Raw genomic sequence first — 16273 nt, forward strand, 5'->3', positions numbered from 1 at the left:
CCTCTCGGTTCCTCTTGCTTCAAAGCAAGTGGCCATGGGACTGTCTTGCGTGACAGTCACTCAGGAAGGCGCCGGGTTGCGCCGGGAGAGAGAGGGGAGCGGCGTTGAGTCTGGATGAGCTGTACACCAGCCCGCAGATCGCCAAGCGGCTCGGCGTGAGCCGACAGCGCGTCGACCAACTCGTGGAGAACGGACAGCTGCCGCGGCCGGTCGGCCGCTCGGGGCGGACCCGGATGTGGCGGGCCGCCGACATCGAACTGGCCCTGGCGGGCAGCGACCCGTCCACCGGCCGGCCGCCCACCCCCGACTGGGACACGGTCCCCGCGCCGGACGCCCCGCTGCGCCTGGCCGTGGACGAGGTGCTCACCGTGCCCGGCGTCTGGTCCGACGAGCCGCCCCGGGTGCACGTGCGCATCTGGCGCGGCCCGGCCGGCGGCACCCGCCGCACCGTGGTCCTCTACGGCGCCCTCGTGGAATCGCACGGCATCATCGTCAACTTCGCCGAGACCGTGGCCCGCGCCATCGCCGCCAAGCACCTCGGCCTCGGCGAGGCCCGCAGCGCCTGGTGGTTCGGCTTCTGGCCGCGCGGCTTCCCCCGCCCCGAACTGCAGATCCAGTACGTCTCCTTCGCCTTCCCCCGCGCCTCCGGCGGCGGCCTGCTCGACACCCTCCTGCGGCGCGGCAGCCGGGACACCTGGAACGGCGAGTTCGACAGCCCCGTCTGGCAGGGCGTCGAGCCCGCCCAGCTGACCCGCGTCCTGGGCAGCGCACCCGACCTCAACTTCCCGCCCGGCACCTACACCGCCGCCGTGGTCACCGCCCTGGCCTCCGGACAGCGCCCGGCCGTCCTCGCCTTCGACCCGCACCACCTGCGCACCCGGCTGCGCCGGATCGGCCGCCTGCACGCCTACCGCGCGGCCCTGCTCGCCGGGGACGACACCCGCCCCGGCCTGCCCGCGCTCGGCCTGCTGGCCCAGGGCGGGCACGCGGCCGCCGCGCGCACCGCCGAGGCCCTGGGCATCGCGGTGCGGGTCCTGGTGCCCGACGCCCTCACCGCCGCCGACTCCTACCGGAGGCAGGCCGAGACCCAGGACCCGGGCGCCGACCTGGTCGAACGCCGCTTCTACCAGCCCACGCCGGACGAGAACCAGCTGCTGACCCGCTACGCCAACCTGCCCGAGCGCGCGCTGTCGACCGGCGCCGTGCACCGGGCCCTGACCCACGTGCGCGCCCTGGCCGGTGCGCTCGCCGACCAGGCCGAGACCGGCGGCGCGCACGCCGACGCGGACCTGGGCGACGCCCTGGCCGCCGCCGAACCGGAACTGGTCAGCACCCGGCACCTGCTGGACCCCACGCTCGTGGACGACCCCGGCCCCGCCCCGCACGCGATCTCCACGCTCGGCGAGGCCGAACAGGCCTACCTCGCCACCGTCTCCTGGTGGGGCCCGGCCGCCGGCGACGCGCACCGGGCCGCCGCCCTGCGCGGCCACCTGTGGGAGAAGGACCTGGAGGGCCTGCGCACCGGCTACGACCCCTTCGGCCGCCTGGTCCTGCACAACCCCGCCACCGGCGCCCTGGCTGTCGAACGCCCCCGGACCCGGCCCGCCGCCCCGTACCCCGACGACGCCGAGATCGCCGCCACCCCCGGCAGCATGACCGCCTTCGTCCTGCTGCCCGACGGACGGTGCGACATCCTGCCCACCGACCCTCGTTACACCCACGACGACGTCACCTGGGGCTACGGCGGCACCGGCCCGGAGATCCTCGCCCGCGCCCTGTCCTTCGCCGTCCTGCCGCACCCCGACCCCGAGCACCCGCTCACCCTGGAAGACCGCGCACCCGGAATGGACGCCTACCTGACGGACCTCGTCACCAGCCACCCGCAGCACGAACCGCTGCGCTGGGGCGTGGGCGCCCTGCGCGGCCAGCAGCGAGGGACCCAGACGCACCGGTGAACCCTGCCGCCCCCGGACGTACGGCGGAACGCCGGCGCCGCACCGCTGTCGGCGCCCCGCCGTACCGTTCCCACCACCACCCGCCCGCCCGGCCCCGAAAGGAATCGCATGCCCGGGTCATCCGCTCCCGAACCGCCACGGCTCCACCTCGTAGACCTCACCCCCGCCGACGCCGAGGCCATCACCGGCTTCCTCGCGCCGCGGTTGCGTGCGCAGATGGACGAACACCGCTTCGGCACCCCGCCGTACCGGACGGCCTTCGCGCTGGACGCCATCGTCCACCGCGCGGGACACGGTGCCCGCCGCCACGCCCAGGACCTGGCCGCGGACAGCTTCTACGACCGCCACGAGCGGCTGCGCTGCCTCCACGCCCTCCAGGACGCCTGGAACCTGCTGTGGCAGGCGGCCTTCCCGTGGCGGGAGGAAGACGGCTACGACCGCGACCGCTGGGTGTGCGTCGAGTACATCGACGCCGAGCACGCCGCGCGGGGGGAGGCGATGAAGGCGGAGATCGACGCGGAGCTGCGCGCCGAGAGGTCGGCCGCCGCGCGGGCCGAGGGCGGCAGCCGGTGAGCGCCCCGGCCGCGCCGGCGGCGCAGGCAACTCCCGTTTGTCCGGGGCAGCTTGAGCTGTTCCGCGTGCGGCCGCGACCGCACCTCGTCCTCGACTACGCCCGCCCCGACGGCGGCCCGCTCACCGACGCCGACTTCGCCCCCCTCACCCGGCTCGCCCGGGCCGCCACCACCCGAAAGAGGGACTGACCATGCCGCTGTCCGTACCGCTCCTGCTCGTACCGGGGGAGCCGGACCGCCACTACACCATCCACCTGCACCGCGTGTACTGGAACGGCGGCACGCCCTCCGTACCGCTCACCGAGCTGAGGGAGGACGCCGAGGGGCTCCTGCGGATGTTCTCCGCGTGCGTCGCCGCCGAGCTGGCCGAGCCCGACGTCGAGGTCACAGAGCACCCCGACGGCTCCGCCGAGGCGGTGGCCCGCGTGCTGTGCACCGAGGAGGAATGCGCCGCCGTCGCCGAGCGCTACCGCCGGGACGCCGGCGAGGACATCGAGGCGGAGGCCGCCCGGACGTGGGCTGCCACCCGGCTCCAGGACCAGACCGTCGAACTCCTCCGGCTCCGCGCCGAGCTGGAGAAGACCACCCCCGGCAAGACGGCCGCATCGGCCACGGACCTGCTCGCCGCCCTGCTGGCCGTCCAGCAGGAGCGCACCGGCGGCCAGGGCGACCGCATCGTGCTGACGCTGGACGAGGCCGCCGACCTCTTCCAGGCGTCCGGGCTGTTCCCCGACTGGACCCCGGAGGCCGCGCGGGCGGAGATCGAGCGCCTGATCCGCGCCGGCCGCCAGCCGTACCCGGTCACCGACCGGGACGCCGCCACCGGCGCACTGCGCTGGCTGCCCGCGGACGGGAAGTGACCGCCGTGATGCTCACCTCCGTCACCCTGCCCGACGGCACCGCCGCCGTGGTGCACACCGCCAGCCTCGGATGGGGCGCCCTCACCATCGATCGGTACGGGCTGCCCGTGCTGTACCGCAACGTGCTGGACGAGCTGCACGCGGACGCGTCCTGCGCGGCCGTGCGGGAGCACGACGGCGGCGTGCTGGTGGAGTCGCTGCCCGGGGGCGGCCCCGGCGTGCTCGCGTACGCGCTGGCCCTGTGCACCGCCCCGGAATGCCGCGCGCTCGCCGAGAGGTGCGAGAAGGAACTCGGCGGCCCGCACCCGGACCTGGACTACGAACGGGCCTGGGCCAGCAAGCAGACCGCCGGGGACCAGGACGAGCGGGAGATGGTCCAGGAGTACCTGTCCGCCGAGGTCCAGGACGTCAACCTGTACTGGCTCCAGCGGGTCGACCCGGACGCGGCCCGGATCTTCCGGCTGGGCTGCTTCACCGGTCTGTTCAACAGCGCGCACCCGGTGCCCGGCTATGAGGACTTCGACCTGGGCAAGGCCCTGCAGCGGTACGCGGCCGCCAAGCACGCCGAGGACAGGATGGACCGCTACGGTGCCCTGTTCGCCGGGACCGCCGACGCCTACGCCCGGCTGGTGGCCGAGGAGAAGGCGGTGCATCGGTGGCTGCGCGAGCACGGCCGCACCGTCCCCGCACCGTTTGGAGAGAGGGCATGACCGACCAGCACACCACCCCGGAGCCGGCCGTGCCCCGTCGTCCCAGCGACGTTGTGGCCGGCACGCCGCTCACCTCCCTCGCGCAGCAGCGCGCGGCGGCCGGGGCGCGCCTGCGGACCGAGCACGACCGCGGCCAGGACGCCGTCGTCGGCGACGCCCTGGCCCAGCTCGCCGTGGGCGAGGCGATCCGGCGGACCGTCCGCAGCGAGCGCGGCGACATGATCGCGCAGGCCCTGCGGCTCGGGGCGACGTGGGAGCAGGTCGCGGCCGCGCTCGACACCACCGAGCTGGCGGCCGTGGACGACCTGCGGGTGTGGGCCGAGGGGCAGCGCGCCCTCTACCGCCAGCACGTTGCCGAGGGCGCGGACGTGCTGGTCGGCTTGGACGAGGACGCGTACGGCGAGGTGATGCGGTGGGTCGCCTTCGGCCTGGGCCGGGCCGCCGTCGAGGCCCGAGCGGAGCAGACGGCCCGGCTGCGGGCCGCGGTCGCTGCCACGCCGATGGTCGACACCGTCGGCGAGCTGCGGGCCCTGCTGGAGCAGCTCCCCGGCGAGATGCCGCTGTCCCTGGACGACTACCACCGGGCCCTGCCCGGCGAGCCGGACCAGGTGCACACCATCCACCCCCGGCTGGTCGCCACCGTCTCCGGGCTCGCCACCGAGGCGGAGACCATCCAGCCCGGGCTGATGCTCACCCAGGTATACGTGCCCTTCCCCGCCGAGTACGAGGAGCAGGCCGCCGTCGCCACCCGCGACGACCTGCCCGCCTACGACGAACTTCCGCGCGCCGCCGACCACCTGGAACGCGGTGAGCTGCGCGCCGGGCTGAAGGACATCGCCGAGGTACTGGAGGAGCTGGCCCACCTACTCGGCGAGGTCGCGGCGGACGTCACGGAGCACGACGAGGACGGCTCGCAGCTCCGGGTCGAGGCGCAGCGCATCACCCACGCCGCCGAGCGGGTCGGCAGGCTCGCCGAGACGGTGGAGGAGGCCGCTGAGTGACGACCACCGAGGAGTACGGGACCGTGCTGGAGCCGGTGGAGGTGGTCGACGCCGAGCTGGTCGAGGCCGACGACGCCCCCGGCGCCGGCGCGGTCGTCGTGCACGACCCGGTGGCCGCCGTCCTGGCCGCGCTGGACACGAAGGCCGCCAAGGACCAGTACGACCGCCGCCCGCGCAAGACGAAGACCGGGTACGCCCGGGACTGGGAGCTGTGGCAGGAGTTCCACGGCTGGCTCGAAGCACAGACCGGCACCCGCCTTCCGGACAGCGCCATCACGGTCGGCACCTACGTCGCGTTCGTGAAGTGGCTGGACGAGGTCAAGGAGGCCGCGCCCAACTCGATCGAGCGCCGGGTGACCGGAGTGTCCTCCGAAGCGCGCCGGTACGGCTACAAGGTGCCCAAGGCCGCCCGGGCGGCGGCCACCCAAGCACTCAAGCCGCTCAAGCTGGACGAGGAGCGGCAGAAGCGCGGCCGCGGTAAGGCCGCCGCGATCACCCCGGCCGACCTGCGAAGAATGAACACCGCACCGCGCCAGCGGAAGCCGCAGCCGGACGCCCGGCGCCGCCGGGTACTCATCGTGCCGGAGCTGGCCCGGCTGCGGGACCGGAGCCTGCACACCATGCGGTTCGCCGTCGCGGGCCGCAACGCGGAGATGAGCGCGCTGAACGACACCCACATCCGGCTCGTGGCGGAGGGCCTGGAGGTCCACGTGCCCAGCGTGAAGCGCCGACCGGCCCGCGACGTCGTCGTCTCCTACGGCGAGAACGCCGACACCTGCCCGGTGCGCTGCTGGCTCGCATGGAAGGAGGCCAAGCTCGCCGCCGGCGCGGCGCCCGACGGGCCCGCGTACCTGCCCGTCGACCAGTGGGGCAACCTCGGCGCCAGTCGGCTGTCGCCCGACGGCTGCGGCCGGGCGATGGCCCGCTCCGCGAAGTACGCGGGGATGACGGAACGACGGATCACCGGGCACTCCGGCCGCCGAGGACTGGTCACCACCGGTCGCCGCAAGGGCAAGCGGTCGGAGAAGCTGCGGACCCAGGGCGGCTGGTCGAAGAACTCGCCGGTGTTCTGGGAGTACGTGGACGAGGGTGACAAGTGGGCAGACAACGCGACCGAGGGAATCGGATTGTGACCGCGAAGCCCAACACGAGGGAGGGGGCCATGGCCTACACCGGCTACGCTGAGCTCTGGAAGGCGCTGAACCCGCGTCAGCAGTTCTACCTGAAGACCATCTTCGAGGAGGACCAGGCGCGGGAGGCCGCGCAGCGCGCGGCCGGCGCGGCGGGGAACTACGACCGTCGCCCCGCCGCCGAGTGGCGCACGATCGACGCCTACCACGAACCGGCCGTGCCCGACCTGGTGGGCCGCACCGCACTCCAGATCCGTTGGCGTGGCGCCGGGCACCACGACCAGGGCACCGGCTCCACCATCAAGGTCCTGGTGTCACACAAGCTGATCACCCTGGACCACCGGGCCACCCCGTTCGGGCGGATGCACCAGGTCACCATGACCAAACACGGCCGGGCTCTGATGCGGTGGGTGACCAAGCCTCGCCCCTGCCGGACGAAGGTGCCGCTCAAGGAGCGGGCCGCCGAGGTCCTCGGACAGCTCTACGACGCGTCCAAGAGCCGCACGGGATACCTGGACTGGGCGCGCTCGCCCACCATCGACAAGGAACTCATCCCGCGCGGGCTGGCCCGCTCGCGCGGTACCTACCTGGGGTTCGAGATCACCGAGGAGGGCGTCACCCACCTTGCCGAGCATCACGCCGCCTACGCCGCGGCGTATCCGAAGCTGAACCTGCCCGACCCGTCGGGCAGGAAGTGCTGGCCGAAGGAGGCGGACCGGCTGCTCGACTGGCTGCGGAACGAATGCTGGTCGCTCGCCCACGCATCCGAGAGGGCCGAGAAGAGGGCACAGGAGGAACGCGCCCGGGCCGAAGAGGAGTTCAAGGAGGAGTTCCACCGACAGGAGGGGGAGCTGGCCCTTGCGATGTACCGGGAGGTCTTCGAGCTCAAGCGGGCCCACGCGAAGGCCCTGGCGGACACCTTCGACGGCTACAGGGTGAAGATGCGGATGGTCCTGGCGGAGCGCCTGCCGCAGTACACGGCCGCCACGCTCGCCGCGGTGACCGCGGTTGTCGAGGGCACCGACCCGGTGGCAGCGATCCGCAAGCAGACGGCGGCCGCCGTGTCGGAACTGCCGGCGTACACCCCGACGGGCGTCGCTGCGGTCGATGTGGAGGGAGAGCGCCTGTACGCGGAGTGCCAGCGCAAGCGGCCGCGCCGGGCGGCCACCACCCGCAAGGGCAAGGCAAAGGCCGCCGCCGGGCTCCACACCGAGGCCGTGCCCAGCCCGGCGCGTGGCACCGCACTCGAACAGCCGTGGGCACTGGCCGTGCACCTGCACCGCGTCCTGCGTAACGGCTACCTCTACCGGCTGCTCAACGCTCCGCCGGAGGAGGAACAGCCGCGCAGGCGCCGCCCGGCCGGGCTGCTGGACGCCCCCGCGCTGCGGCTGCTCGTCGCCCTTGTAGCCACCGAGAACCCCCGGCGGGCCCACCACTCCCGCATCCAGGTCGAGCGGTACGGGCAGGCGAGCGAGGGGGAGTTGGCAACGATTCCGCGAGGCTTGTTCTCGTACGAAATCAAGCAGGTCACCCGCAGCACGAAGGCACCCGGGGTCCTCACCGACCGGGGCCTTGCCGAGTACATGAACCTGGCCCAGTTCGACGCCTACAGCCACTACGGGGACAACTGGCCGCTGCTGCATGTCACCCAGGCCGGTCGGGACCATCTCGCCGAGTACCGCGAGGCGTACGCCGAGTTCCACCCCGACGTCGTCCTCCCCCCGGTGTCGGCCCCGGCCGTCCCGTCCGGCAGCTGACGCTTGCCTGCGGCCACCGGTAGGCCCGGGTGACCATCTCCGTGGTCAACACGTCTTCGTTCTCGATCGGTCGGCGGCGTCCGCCGGGGGTACGGGGACGGGGCACCACAGCGGACGGCCCCAGACGCCCGTGGGTGCACACCGCCAGCTGCGGATGGGGCACCTCAGAACAGCTCCCCAGGCCCGCCCGGGTGGTCGCGCCCGGCGCTGGGGATTCCCCCGCCGCTGCTCAGCCAGTGGTCTCCGACATGACGGTCTCCACCACCGTGTTGGCGACGCTGTCCTGTCTGGCCGGACTGGAAGGTGTCGAGGCCCACTGAGCGCTGTCAGATGATGTTCCATAGGTGGTTGAAGTCACCTACGAGGGAGCTGCGATGGCCCACTCCGCCACCCGCGCCGGCTGCGTCCCCGACGGAGGCGCCCTGTGAGCGGCGTGCCCCGGGAGGAGAGCCATCCGTACTTCGCCTGCCCGTCGTGCGGGATCGTCGGTGAGCCGGACTCCGTCGAGTACGCCCTCAGCCCGGACAGGGAACACGTCGACTGGACCGTGGCCATGAAGGTGAGCTGCGGCTCCTGCCGCAGCTACGCCGAGATCACCCAGACCGACGCTGTGGTCCGCGACTCGGAGCACCGCTGCTTGCGCTGCGGCCACGCCACCGCTTGCCCCGCCCGCGCGGATCGGGTCAGGTGCTGGAGCTGCGGCCTCAACCAGCCCGGCCCCGCCTCCGCCGGCGCCCGCGCCGAATACCTGCACGACGTCGAGCGCGCTGCCGACCAGTGGGCAGCCGCCCGGGTACGGGTCGCCAAAGACGACGCCCGCGAGCGCGGCGCCCTGCCCTGGTGGACCTCATGAGCGCACCCACGGCCGCGATTATCTAGGGGGTGAGGCGTCTTCGCCCAGGTCAGACCGCTGATCGGCAGTGCAGGCATGTAAGGCAAGTAGGACTTGGCATGTCCTCGGGAGGTGTTTCGATCGAAACACCTCCTGCACTCACGTTCGGAGCAGGTCCTCTGCCAGTGAGTACACCGCCAGGCGTTGCGCCGTGTCGGGCGTGATGTACCCCAACTCCATGAACTCGCGCTGCTCCACGCCTACCTGGGCGCCGACCGGAATCGGGATCTCGTCTGCGTGAGCCGGGAGGGCGGTGGGTCCCCGCTCGGCGAGCGTGCGTACAGCGAGGGCAACGGCATCAGCGGGCGGAACGATTGCTCCGGTGATAAGGGGCAGGCGTTCTTTCGGCTCGTCGTCTTCATCATCCAAGGGCGCGATGCTGTACGACCAGCCGGCCATCTGGTTCCACACCAGCGTCCAGATCCCACCCGCGACATCGACGAAGGCTTCCAGCAGCATGATTTCTTCGCCGTCCGGGCCGGTCCCGGCGAGACTGTCGTCCCACTCGGCTGAACCCGCATGGGGGCCAAGGGCTGCGACGACGGCCCTCAGGTATGCGGAGTGCGCCCGCTTCGGCGCGTCGGGGGAAAGGGCACACGGCCACGCAAGACTCATGTGGGCCATGATCGGGCAGTTGGGGTCGGTGTGTACGTCACGAACACACCGACATGCCTAACAACCCCCGGATACCTGTGAGGCACGTTCCTGAACAGGTACTTGCCTCACATGCCTGACGCTCGTTTCTCACCCGAGATAACGTCGGCGGAGGCCCACCGGCTCGTCGAGGCACACGTGCCCGATGCCCACCTGCGCAGCCCCGGCGGGATCGCCCTGCCGGACGGCAAGGGCAAGGTCGCCATCCAGTACGGCAGAGGTAGGAAGCCGTGAGGAAGGGCGCTGGAGCCTGCGTAGCACGGATGTGCGTCAGGGCCTCGTCGTCGGGGCCGCCGCCGCAAGGCTGGTGATGATGCCGAGTGACGTCACGCCGTCAGCCCCAGACTTCCAGGGCTTTGTTGTTCAGGTTGACGTGCCGAGTCGCCGGCGGGTAGCTGCCCGGGGCTTCCAGCCCGAGGGCCCACACGGTGACGGCGTGTTCGAAGCCCGTGCGGTGGCGGTGGTATTCCGCGGCGGCGCCCTTCACGAAGCGGCGCACGGCCGGGCTGTAGGGAGAGCGGCTGTCCTCGGTGCTGGTGAGCGTGGTGCTGGGGTCGACGTAGCGGACGTTTTTCAGCCGGGGGTCCTGGAGCAGCTCGGTGAGCGCCTGGTGCCAGGCGGTCAACTTCTTGGCCCGCTCGCGCATCGCGCTGCCCGGGTCCGCCTGCGCCTCCGGAGTGTCGAGCAGGGTCTCCAGCTCGAAGTAGGAGGCCAGGCCGAGGGGGGCGAGCTTGTCGTCGTACTCGTAGATGGCGTCGATCTCGGGGCGGGTGAACGCCCGCACGTTGTACTGGCACAGGCTCAACGCGTTCGCCAGCGAGTCACGGAAGTAGTCGTCCATCAGGCCCCCCTCGGGTGAAGCCGGTCGGCGATCCAGTTTGGCAGGGGAGCCACAGGGGAGTCGTGGACGATCGTGTAGGGCAGGCCGCCCACAAGGGAGCCGGGCCCGACGAGGTACCCGCCGCTGCGGCGGCCGGGCCCGCGGACGTCGATCCCCGGGCCGAGGGCGGTCCGGCCGCCGGAGCTGCTGCCGATGGTGCAGTCCGCCGACACCCGGAAGTACAGGTGCCGGCCACCGGACGGGGTCGCCACGGTCAACGTGTCGGGCCACGGCTTACCGAGGCGCGCGGCCAGTCCGGCGAGCACGGCCTGGCCGTCGTCGTCGTGGACATCCAGGTCCAGGGCGACGACGCCGGAGGCCCGGCAGGAGATGCCGACGTTGCGGCCGTCGGCGAGCAGCTCGGGCAGCACCGCCTCGTCGCGGGTCGCCAGCCGCTGCCAGCCAGGGGAGGGCACCCGGCCACCGACGGGGAGCGGGAAGACCGCCAGGCCGCGCCGGACAGCGGTCTGTGCGTCGGCGAGCCGCCCGGGGCATTCGGCGGCCCAGTGCCAGAGCTGGGCGGGGCTGCGCCGGTGTTCGGGGCACCCGTCGCGCTCGGTGCCCCCGGCAACGCCTCCGCACCGGGTCTTGGGGCACGTGCAGCTCCGGAAGGACCCGCCGAGCATCGTCGTGCCGTGGCGGGCGTAGCCGCTCGCCGCGATGACGGCTTGGACGTCGCGCGTGCTCATGCCGCCTCGCTGTCCTCGTCGTCGTAGCAGGTGCACTCCGCGTACGGGTCGCCGTCGGCGCCGCAGTCGTAGCAGTCGCCGTCCTCGTCGTAGTCGTCGTTCTCGTCGGGGTCGGTGTACTCGCCGTGCCGCCAGCCGGTGCAGCCGACCGAGCAGCCGCAGCCCTTGGCGCACTCGGGGCAGACCATGTTGTTCGTCCAGCCGCACGTCGTGCACATGATCTGGTTGGCCGGGTCGTTCTGTTCCTGGCGGAGGTAGTCGACGGCTTCCTTGTACGTGTTGATGTCGACGTACGTCTCCAGGTACTCGTACAGCGTTTCCCGCTCGTCGGCGTCGGGGTGGTCCAGGAGCGCGATGGCGTCGGCGTGCTTGATGCCCAGCTCGGCCTTGAGCTCGGCCAGGGCCTTCTTCCGCGCGTGGTTCTTCGGCATCTCAAGCTCTCGTTTCCGCGGCTGCGGTGATCCCAGACTCACCGGCCGCCAAGAGCGAGGCCAGCAAGGTGATGTGCGAGGAGGGTGGCTCGGCGCGGAGCACCTGCGGTGTTGCTCGTCCGGTCTGGGCCAGACGAACCGGGCCGTGAGCCGGGCCCACGGGCATACGCCCGCAGACCCACTGTAGCGAACCGGGGTGGTGCTGTCAGTGAGACCGGCTGACGAAAGCCTCACCGGCCCTGCGCAGCGCGGTGTGGGCCCCCCGGCTGCGCTCCCGCCCCTCGTCCAGCGCCTGCTCGACCTCGGGAGCGAACCGCCCGTTCTGCGGGCTGCCGAGCACGATCGCGCTCAGCTCCAGCGCGCTCCAGGCGGCCTCCTCGGAGGTGGCCCTCACCACCGGGTCGGAGGTGATGAGCACCAGCCGGTCACGCGCCCGGGTGACATCGCTGCGGGCCCGGTAGAAGCTCGCCCGTTCGACCGGATTCCCCTCCCCCGCCCGCAGAGAGTCCACCTGGAGCCAGAAAAGCTCCCGGTAGGCCAGGACCGCGTCGAGCAGGGCGGCGACCCGGTCCGCCACGATCTGCCGGTGCTGTTCGTTCCGGGTCCACCGCTCAGTCCAGCGCTGCGTCAGGCTGGCGAGCAGGACACCGGCGAGGGTGCCGACGACCGCGATCAGGTTCCCCCACATGAGACCCCCTAGGCCCTGGCGTTGAGCACTCGGTCGGAGTGGATGCGGCGGGCCTTGCACGTGCTGTGCCGCAGGTACAGCCGGTCAGTCACGGCCGCCGTCCTCGGTGCCGAGTGGGGTGACCGTGCCGTCGACCAGCCGCTTGGAGGCGTCCATCGCGTGGCCGGTGCAGGCCAGGAAGGAGCCGCCGTCCGCGTCGGCCACCCGGTGGGTCAGCGGCTCACCGCAGGGGGAGGCGAGACGGTCGTACCCCCACCTCCGAGTGCAGGCCGGGGCGGTGCACCAGGCGCGGCCGCCGGTCCCGGTGAGCGTGTTGCCGTGGTCGGGGCACACTCCCCAGGGCACGGCGCACACGCGTCCGTCGCGCACGGCACGGACGCGGGCGAGGTCGCCGGCCGTCTCGTCCAGGTCCTGCCGGACGGTGCGCACCGCCCCGGCGGCGTCCTCCAGCCGGAAGCGGGTACGGCGGACGTCCTCGCTGGCGGATGCCCCCAGCCGTTCGCTGATGTCGAGGATGCGGCGCTGGAGGGCGTCGGCCTCGGTCATGAGGGCGCGTAGCTCGGCGGGGGTGGGTTCCTGGTCGTCTGACATGGGGTTCCTCTCGCGCAGGGAGTCGAGGCAGACCACCGAGACGCTCCGGGCCCCGGCGGCGAAGACGTTCTTGCCCGCGGCACCGGGGCCGACGGCGGCCACGAGCGTGCCGGGCCCGTTCGAGCGCAGCACAGCGGTGCCGGCCGCCGGTGCCGTCAGGTGGTGCGGCGTGAGCCGCGGCCGCCGGGTGTGGTGGCGGCTTCGGTGATGTCCCAGCCGTCCTCAACGACGCGCTTACGGAGCGTGGGGTAGGAGACGACGCAGTTGGGGTGTCGGCTGAGCTGGTTGAGGGTGTAGCGGCCGTCGAACACTTCGTAGGTGGTCGAGGCGGGACCGCGCCGCCCGGTGCCCGCAGCCCTCCGGGGGGCGGCCGGTGCCGGTGGCGTCTTCGGCGCGCGCTTGCGCGGCTTGGGCTGCGGGGCAGGGTCTTGCCGGTACTGGGCCAGCAATTTCCCGCGTTCCATGGGGCGCAGGGGGAACGCGTCGATGCAGCGCTCGGCGGCCGCGTGCACGGCGTCGCGCCACAGCGCGCGGCCCTGGTCGGGGTCCTGGGCGTGGACGCGGACTGCTTCCTCCCAGTCGCGGTCCAGGTCGTGCAGGAGCATCCGGGGGGCGACCTGGGCGGAGGGGCGGCCGGAGATTTTCACGGCGTGCTGGCGCAAGTTGCTGCCGATGACGTCGGCGTAGCGGGACATGGTGGCCAGCTGCTCGCGGGCGGCCGGGTCGGCGAGCTGCCCGGTGGTACCCAGAGGCGTCACGGTGACAGTGATGTCGCTGATCGCCGACTGGTGCTGGTTGCTGTAGAGGGTGGTGCCCAGCACCGCGTGGAGGGACAGACCGGGGGCGAGGGTGCCGCGTTCGGCGGCGGCCACGGCGTGCTGGACGACGGCGCTGTGCTCGCGGGTGCTGCTGAGGAGGACAGCCCCACGCCAGGGCTGCGGCCAGCTCTGGTCGTCGAGGACCGGCAGGGGGATGGGGGTGCCGGCCTTGCTCGTGGCCCAGGCGGTCATCGGGTCCAGACGGCTGGAGTGCTGCCACAGGTCGGGCAGGCGGTCACCGTCGTGGTGGGCGACGGCGTCCACGGTGCCATCGTCGGTGGCGTGCAGCCGGATGCGGCGGGTGGGCCAGGTCAGCAGGTCGAGACGGCCGGTGGGAGTGCGCGAGCGCATGGGCGCGGGCGGGGTGTCCCGCTCCCACACCGGGGCGTCGCCGTCCGCGCGGGGCTGGGGCGGCAGGTTGAGCAGCAGGTCGTCTTTCAGGGTGCCGCCGAGCACGGTCAGGTGGCAGTGCGTGGCGGAGGCGGCAGGCCCGATCTGGGCGCCGTAGACCTTGCCGCCCTTGGTGGCGGGGTCGCCCGGCGCGGCCCGCTTGATCCCGGCGACGTCGTAGGCGAGCAGGTGCAGCAGGAGCTGCGCGGCGCGGGCGGCGGGGTACGGGGGGAGCGGCTGGTACAGCTCGTGGCTGAACCAGGCGGCCGCGGCGCCGCCAAGGGTGCCGGGATGCAGGGCCTCGGGGCCGCGGGCGTACTCGGTCAGGGCGCCGCACTGGAGGGCGGGGTGCTCCGGGTGGAAGAGGTCAAGGTGGTCGGCCCACCGGTCCAGGTAGGCGGTCACCGCAGCGGCGTCCAGGGTCTCGGCCTTCCACGCGGCGTCCCACTCGGCGGCGTCGCGCGGTCCGGCGGCCGCGTCGTACACGGCGGCCAGCAGACGGAACAGGGCCACGCCCTCGGCCCGGTCGGCGGGCAGGCGCAGGCGGTGGGCGCGCAGCAGGGCCTCGGTCAGGCCGACGTCGCGTGCAGCGGCGGCGTCCAGGTCCCAGACGGGGATCCAGGGCTCGGTGGTGAGGAGGAACGGGGCAGGCACGGCGGGGCTCCCTCGCGGACGTGAAGGGGGGCCGCCCGGTGGGCGGCCCAGGGCGAAAGGGGAAGGCGGCGGTCAGACCGGAGCCGGGACGGGGAACAGGGCGTCGGCGACGGTCTGGACCCGGCTCTTCGTCGTGTCGTACGCGAGGTGGCTGAGGGCCAGGCCGTACTCCCGGACCTGGCCGGCCGCCGAGGCGGAGGTGACGCGGGTCTCGCCGTCGCTGATCTCCAGCTCTTCCAGCACCTGGGCGCGGGTGATCAGGACGTGCTCGCCGTCGACCTGATCCGCCTGGCCGAGACGGACCGTGAGTTCGTCGTCGGCGCGGTGCAGGTACAGGACGGGCGTCCCGGCCGCGTCGATCAGGCGTCCGATGTCGTCGGGGTCGACGGTGGGCAGGTCCGGCAGGGGGCCGGGCACGCCGGTGACGTCGGTCACGGTGAAGCGCTCCACGTGGTCGTCGCGGTCCACGCCCATGGTGCCGGCGGTTTCGCGGACCATCTCCTCGTACCGGGTCTCGGCCTCCTCGCGCGAGGAGGCCTCCTCCACCTCGCGGGTGGTGGGGTCGCTGTAGTCGACCGCCCACACCGTCTCGCCGGACCCCGGCGCCCGGTAGGTGTACAGACGGACGTAGAAGCCGGTCTCGCCGTCCTCGCCGACCTGGGTGGTCTCCCGCTCCGCGGCCCCCCGGCCGGCCAGGGCGTCGATCAACTTCTCGACCTGCTCGGCGTAGTCCACGTCCACGTCCACGCTGGTTACGGTGGAGATCACGTTGCGCATCAGGGCCTCCTCGGGTCCAAGTCCCGCTGCGGCGCGGCGGGTTGCTGGCGCCGGGCGAGCGTCCGGCACACCCGCACACTAAAACTTTAAAAAAGCGTGTGCAACTCATTCTTAGAAGAAAACTTTAAAGTTTTTGGCTTGCCTCACCCTGTTCGTCGCCCCGGACATCGCGGTGCTGTCGGCAGACGTGAACATCGCGATAGGGGCGCCTTGACGCGCAGTGCACCGCGCCGGGCGCCTCGCGCCCGGCGCGCGCAGTCGGCCGAGCCTGCCGCACCGTTCCGGTGCTTTCGTCCTCGGGCTTTGCCGCATACACGAGTCCGTCGGCGGCTATGCCGCGGGGTGGTAGCGGCGGGCGTGGGCTCCGTGCTCGTTGGCCATGGCGTCGAAGCAGTCGACGCTACAGGCCCGTCCCAGGCTCGCGGCCATCCATCCGCCCACCGCCGAGGTTCCACCGCAGTGGTCGCAGTGCTTCACCGACGGATCGGCCGGGCAGGGGGCGGGCTCGAAGCGGGGACGCCGCGGCGGGGTGTACGGCATGGGCGCCCACTTGTGGCGCTGGTACTCGTCCCGGGCGTCGGACAGGCGGTAGTACCGGCCGCCCCGGTCGTCCGGCTCGTACCCGTCGTCCTCGTACGCCCCTGTGGGGCGCCCGCCTCCGTACGTCTCAACGTCCCAGGCGGTGACCGCTGCTGTAGGCGCCTTTGACGAGCCTGCCGGGCGCCAGGGCGGGCCGCTCCGGTGAGAGCGGCGACGGTCCACGGACGCCACCGCTACCTTCGTGGACCGGGCCCGGCGAGGCAGCCCGCGAGGCCGCCCTCGCC

Annotated in this window: 19 protein-coding genes; 10 read left to right on the forward strand and 9 right to left on the reverse strand. The window is 72.8% G+C overall.

The genetic code is table 11. The features are described from left to right. Nucleotides 1-104 precede the first annotated feature (104 nt). From Srubr_RS12835 to Srubr_RS12870, 9 genes are all read left to right on the forward strand, one after another. The gene (locus tag Srubr_RS12835) at nt 105-1955 is read left to right on the forward strand and encodes a helix-turn-helix transcriptional regulator (RefSeq protein WP_189998265.1); all 1851 of its coding nucleotides are present in this window, start codon (nt 105-107) and stop codon (nt 1953-1955) included. A 108-nt stretch (nt 1956-2063) separates the two neighbouring features. Beyond that, on the forward strand, nt 2064-2528 hold the full coding sequence (locus tag Srubr_RS12840) for a hypothetical protein (protein WP_189998266.1): 465 nt from the start codon (nt 2064-2066) through the stop codon (nt 2526-2528). A gap of 65 nt (nt 2529-2593) precedes the next feature. Next, nucleotides 2594-2716 carry a hypothetical protein gene (locus Srubr_RS41410; protein WP_268257602.1) on the forward strand — a complete coding sequence of 41 codons (123 nt, stop codon included), beginning with the start codon at nt 2594-2596 and terminating at the stop codon, nt 2714-2716. Nucleotides 2717-2718: 2 nt separating this feature from the next. Further along, nucleotides 2719-3387: a hypothetical protein gene (locus Srubr_RS12845; protein ID WP_189998319.1), complete on the forward strand. Its 669-nt coding sequence runs from the start codon at nt 2719-2721 to the stop codon at nt 3385-3387. Next, entirely contained in the window at nt 3384-4097 is a 714-nt protein-coding gene (locus Srubr_RS12850; RefSeq protein WP_189998267.1) for a hypothetical protein, read from the forward strand. The genes Srubr_RS12845 and Srubr_RS12850 overlap by 4 nt, the downstream gene beginning before the upstream one ends. Beyond that, nucleotides 4094-5098: a hypothetical protein gene (locus Srubr_RS40590; protein ID WP_229926925.1), complete on the forward strand. Its 1005-nt coding sequence runs from the start codon at nt 4094-4096 to the stop codon at nt 5096-5098. The genes Srubr_RS12850 and Srubr_RS40590 overlap by 4 nt, the downstream gene beginning before the upstream one ends. Continuing rightward, on the forward strand, nt 5095-6231 hold the full coding sequence (locus tag Srubr_RS12860; RefSeq protein WP_189998268.1) for a site-specific integrase: 1137 nt from the start codon (nt 5095-5097) through the stop codon (nt 6229-6231). The genes Srubr_RS40590 and Srubr_RS12860 overlap by 4 nt, the downstream gene beginning before the upstream one ends. A gap of 29 nt (nt 6232-6260) precedes the next feature. Further along, nucleotides 6261-7985, forward strand: coding sequence for a hypothetical protein (locus Srubr_RS12865; protein WP_189998269.1), 1725 nt, complete (start codon nt 6261-6263; stop codon nt 7983-7985). Between the two features lie 424 nt (nt 7986-8409). Beyond that, nucleotides 8410-8838: a hypothetical protein gene (locus tag Srubr_RS12870; protein WP_189998270.1), complete on the forward strand. Its 429-nt coding sequence runs from the start codon at nt 8410-8412 to the stop codon at nt 8836-8838. Between the two features lie 138 nt (nt 8839-8976). Here Srubr_RS12870 and Srubr_RS12875 read toward each other — a convergent pair whose 3' ends face one another. Then, complete coding sequence (locus tag Srubr_RS12875; RefSeq protein ID WP_308439945.1) at nt 8977-9501, reverse strand: DUF6292 family protein; 525 nt, start codon at nt 9499-9501, stop codon at nt 8977-8979. Nucleotides 9502-9603: 102 nt separating this feature from the next. Between Srubr_RS12875 and Srubr_RS12880 the strand changes: the two genes are divergently transcribed. Further along, on the forward strand, nt 9604-9765 hold the full coding sequence (locus tag Srubr_RS12880; protein ID WP_189998320.1) for a hypothetical protein: 162 nt from the start codon (nt 9604-9606) through the stop codon (nt 9763-9765). A 100-nt stretch (nt 9766-9865) separates the two neighbouring features. Here Srubr_RS12880 and Srubr_RS12885 read toward each other — a convergent pair whose 3' ends face one another. The 8 genes from Srubr_RS12885 to Srubr_RS12920 form a co-directional block, all read right to left on the reverse strand. Beyond that, nucleotides 9866-10372, reverse strand: coding sequence for a hypothetical protein (locus Srubr_RS12885; RefSeq protein WP_189998272.1), 507 nt, complete (start codon nt 10370-10372; stop codon nt 9866-9868). Further along, nucleotides 10372-11100 (reverse strand): bifunctional DNA primase/polymerase, encoded by a 729-nt coding sequence (locus Srubr_RS12890; RefSeq protein WP_189998273.1) that lies wholly within the window; start codon nt 11098-11100, stop codon nt 10372-10374. Before Srubr_RS12890 ends, Srubr_RS12885 begins: the two co-directional genes overlap by 1 nt. Then, complete coding sequence (locus tag Srubr_RS12895; protein WP_189998274.1) at nt 11097-11531, reverse strand: hypothetical protein; 435 nt, start codon at nt 11529-11531, stop codon at nt 11097-11099. The genes Srubr_RS12890 and Srubr_RS12895 overlap by 4 nt, the downstream gene beginning before the upstream one ends. A 205-nt stretch (nt 11532-11736) precedes the next feature. Further along, on the reverse strand, nt 11737-12219 hold the full coding sequence (locus tag Srubr_RS12900) for a hypothetical protein (RefSeq protein ID WP_189998275.1): 483 nt from the start codon (nt 12217-12219) through the stop codon (nt 11737-11739). Nucleotides 12220-12303: 84 nt separating this feature from the next. After that, on the reverse strand, nt 12304-12942 hold the full coding sequence (locus Srubr_RS12905) for a hypothetical protein (protein WP_189998276.1): 639 nt from the start codon (nt 12940-12942) through the stop codon (nt 12304-12306). 23 nt (nt 12943-12965) lie between these two features. Next, a complete protein-coding gene (casA, locus tag Srubr_RS12910) occupies nt 12966-14672 on the reverse strand; it encodes a type I-E CRISPR-associated protein Cse1/CasA (protein ID WP_189998277.1) in 1707 nt (568 codons plus the stop codon). Nucleotides 14673-14744: 72 nt separating this feature from the next. Further along, complete coding sequence (locus Srubr_RS12915; RefSeq protein WP_189998278.1) at nt 14745-15449, reverse strand: hypothetical protein; 705 nt, start codon at nt 15447-15449, stop codon at nt 14745-14747. A gap of 330 nt (nt 15450-15779) precedes the next feature. Then, nucleotides 15780-16211, reverse strand: a complete 432-nt coding sequence (locus Srubr_RS12920) for a hypothetical protein (protein ID WP_189998279.1) — start codon at nt 16209-16211, stop codon at nt 15780-15782. Nucleotides 16212-16273: the final 62 nt, after the last annotated feature.

This window comes from Streptomyces rubradiris (assembly GCF_016860525.1).
Classification (GTDB): Bacteria; Actinomycetota; Actinomycetes; order Streptomycetales; family Streptomycetaceae; genus Streptomyces; species Streptomyces rubradiris.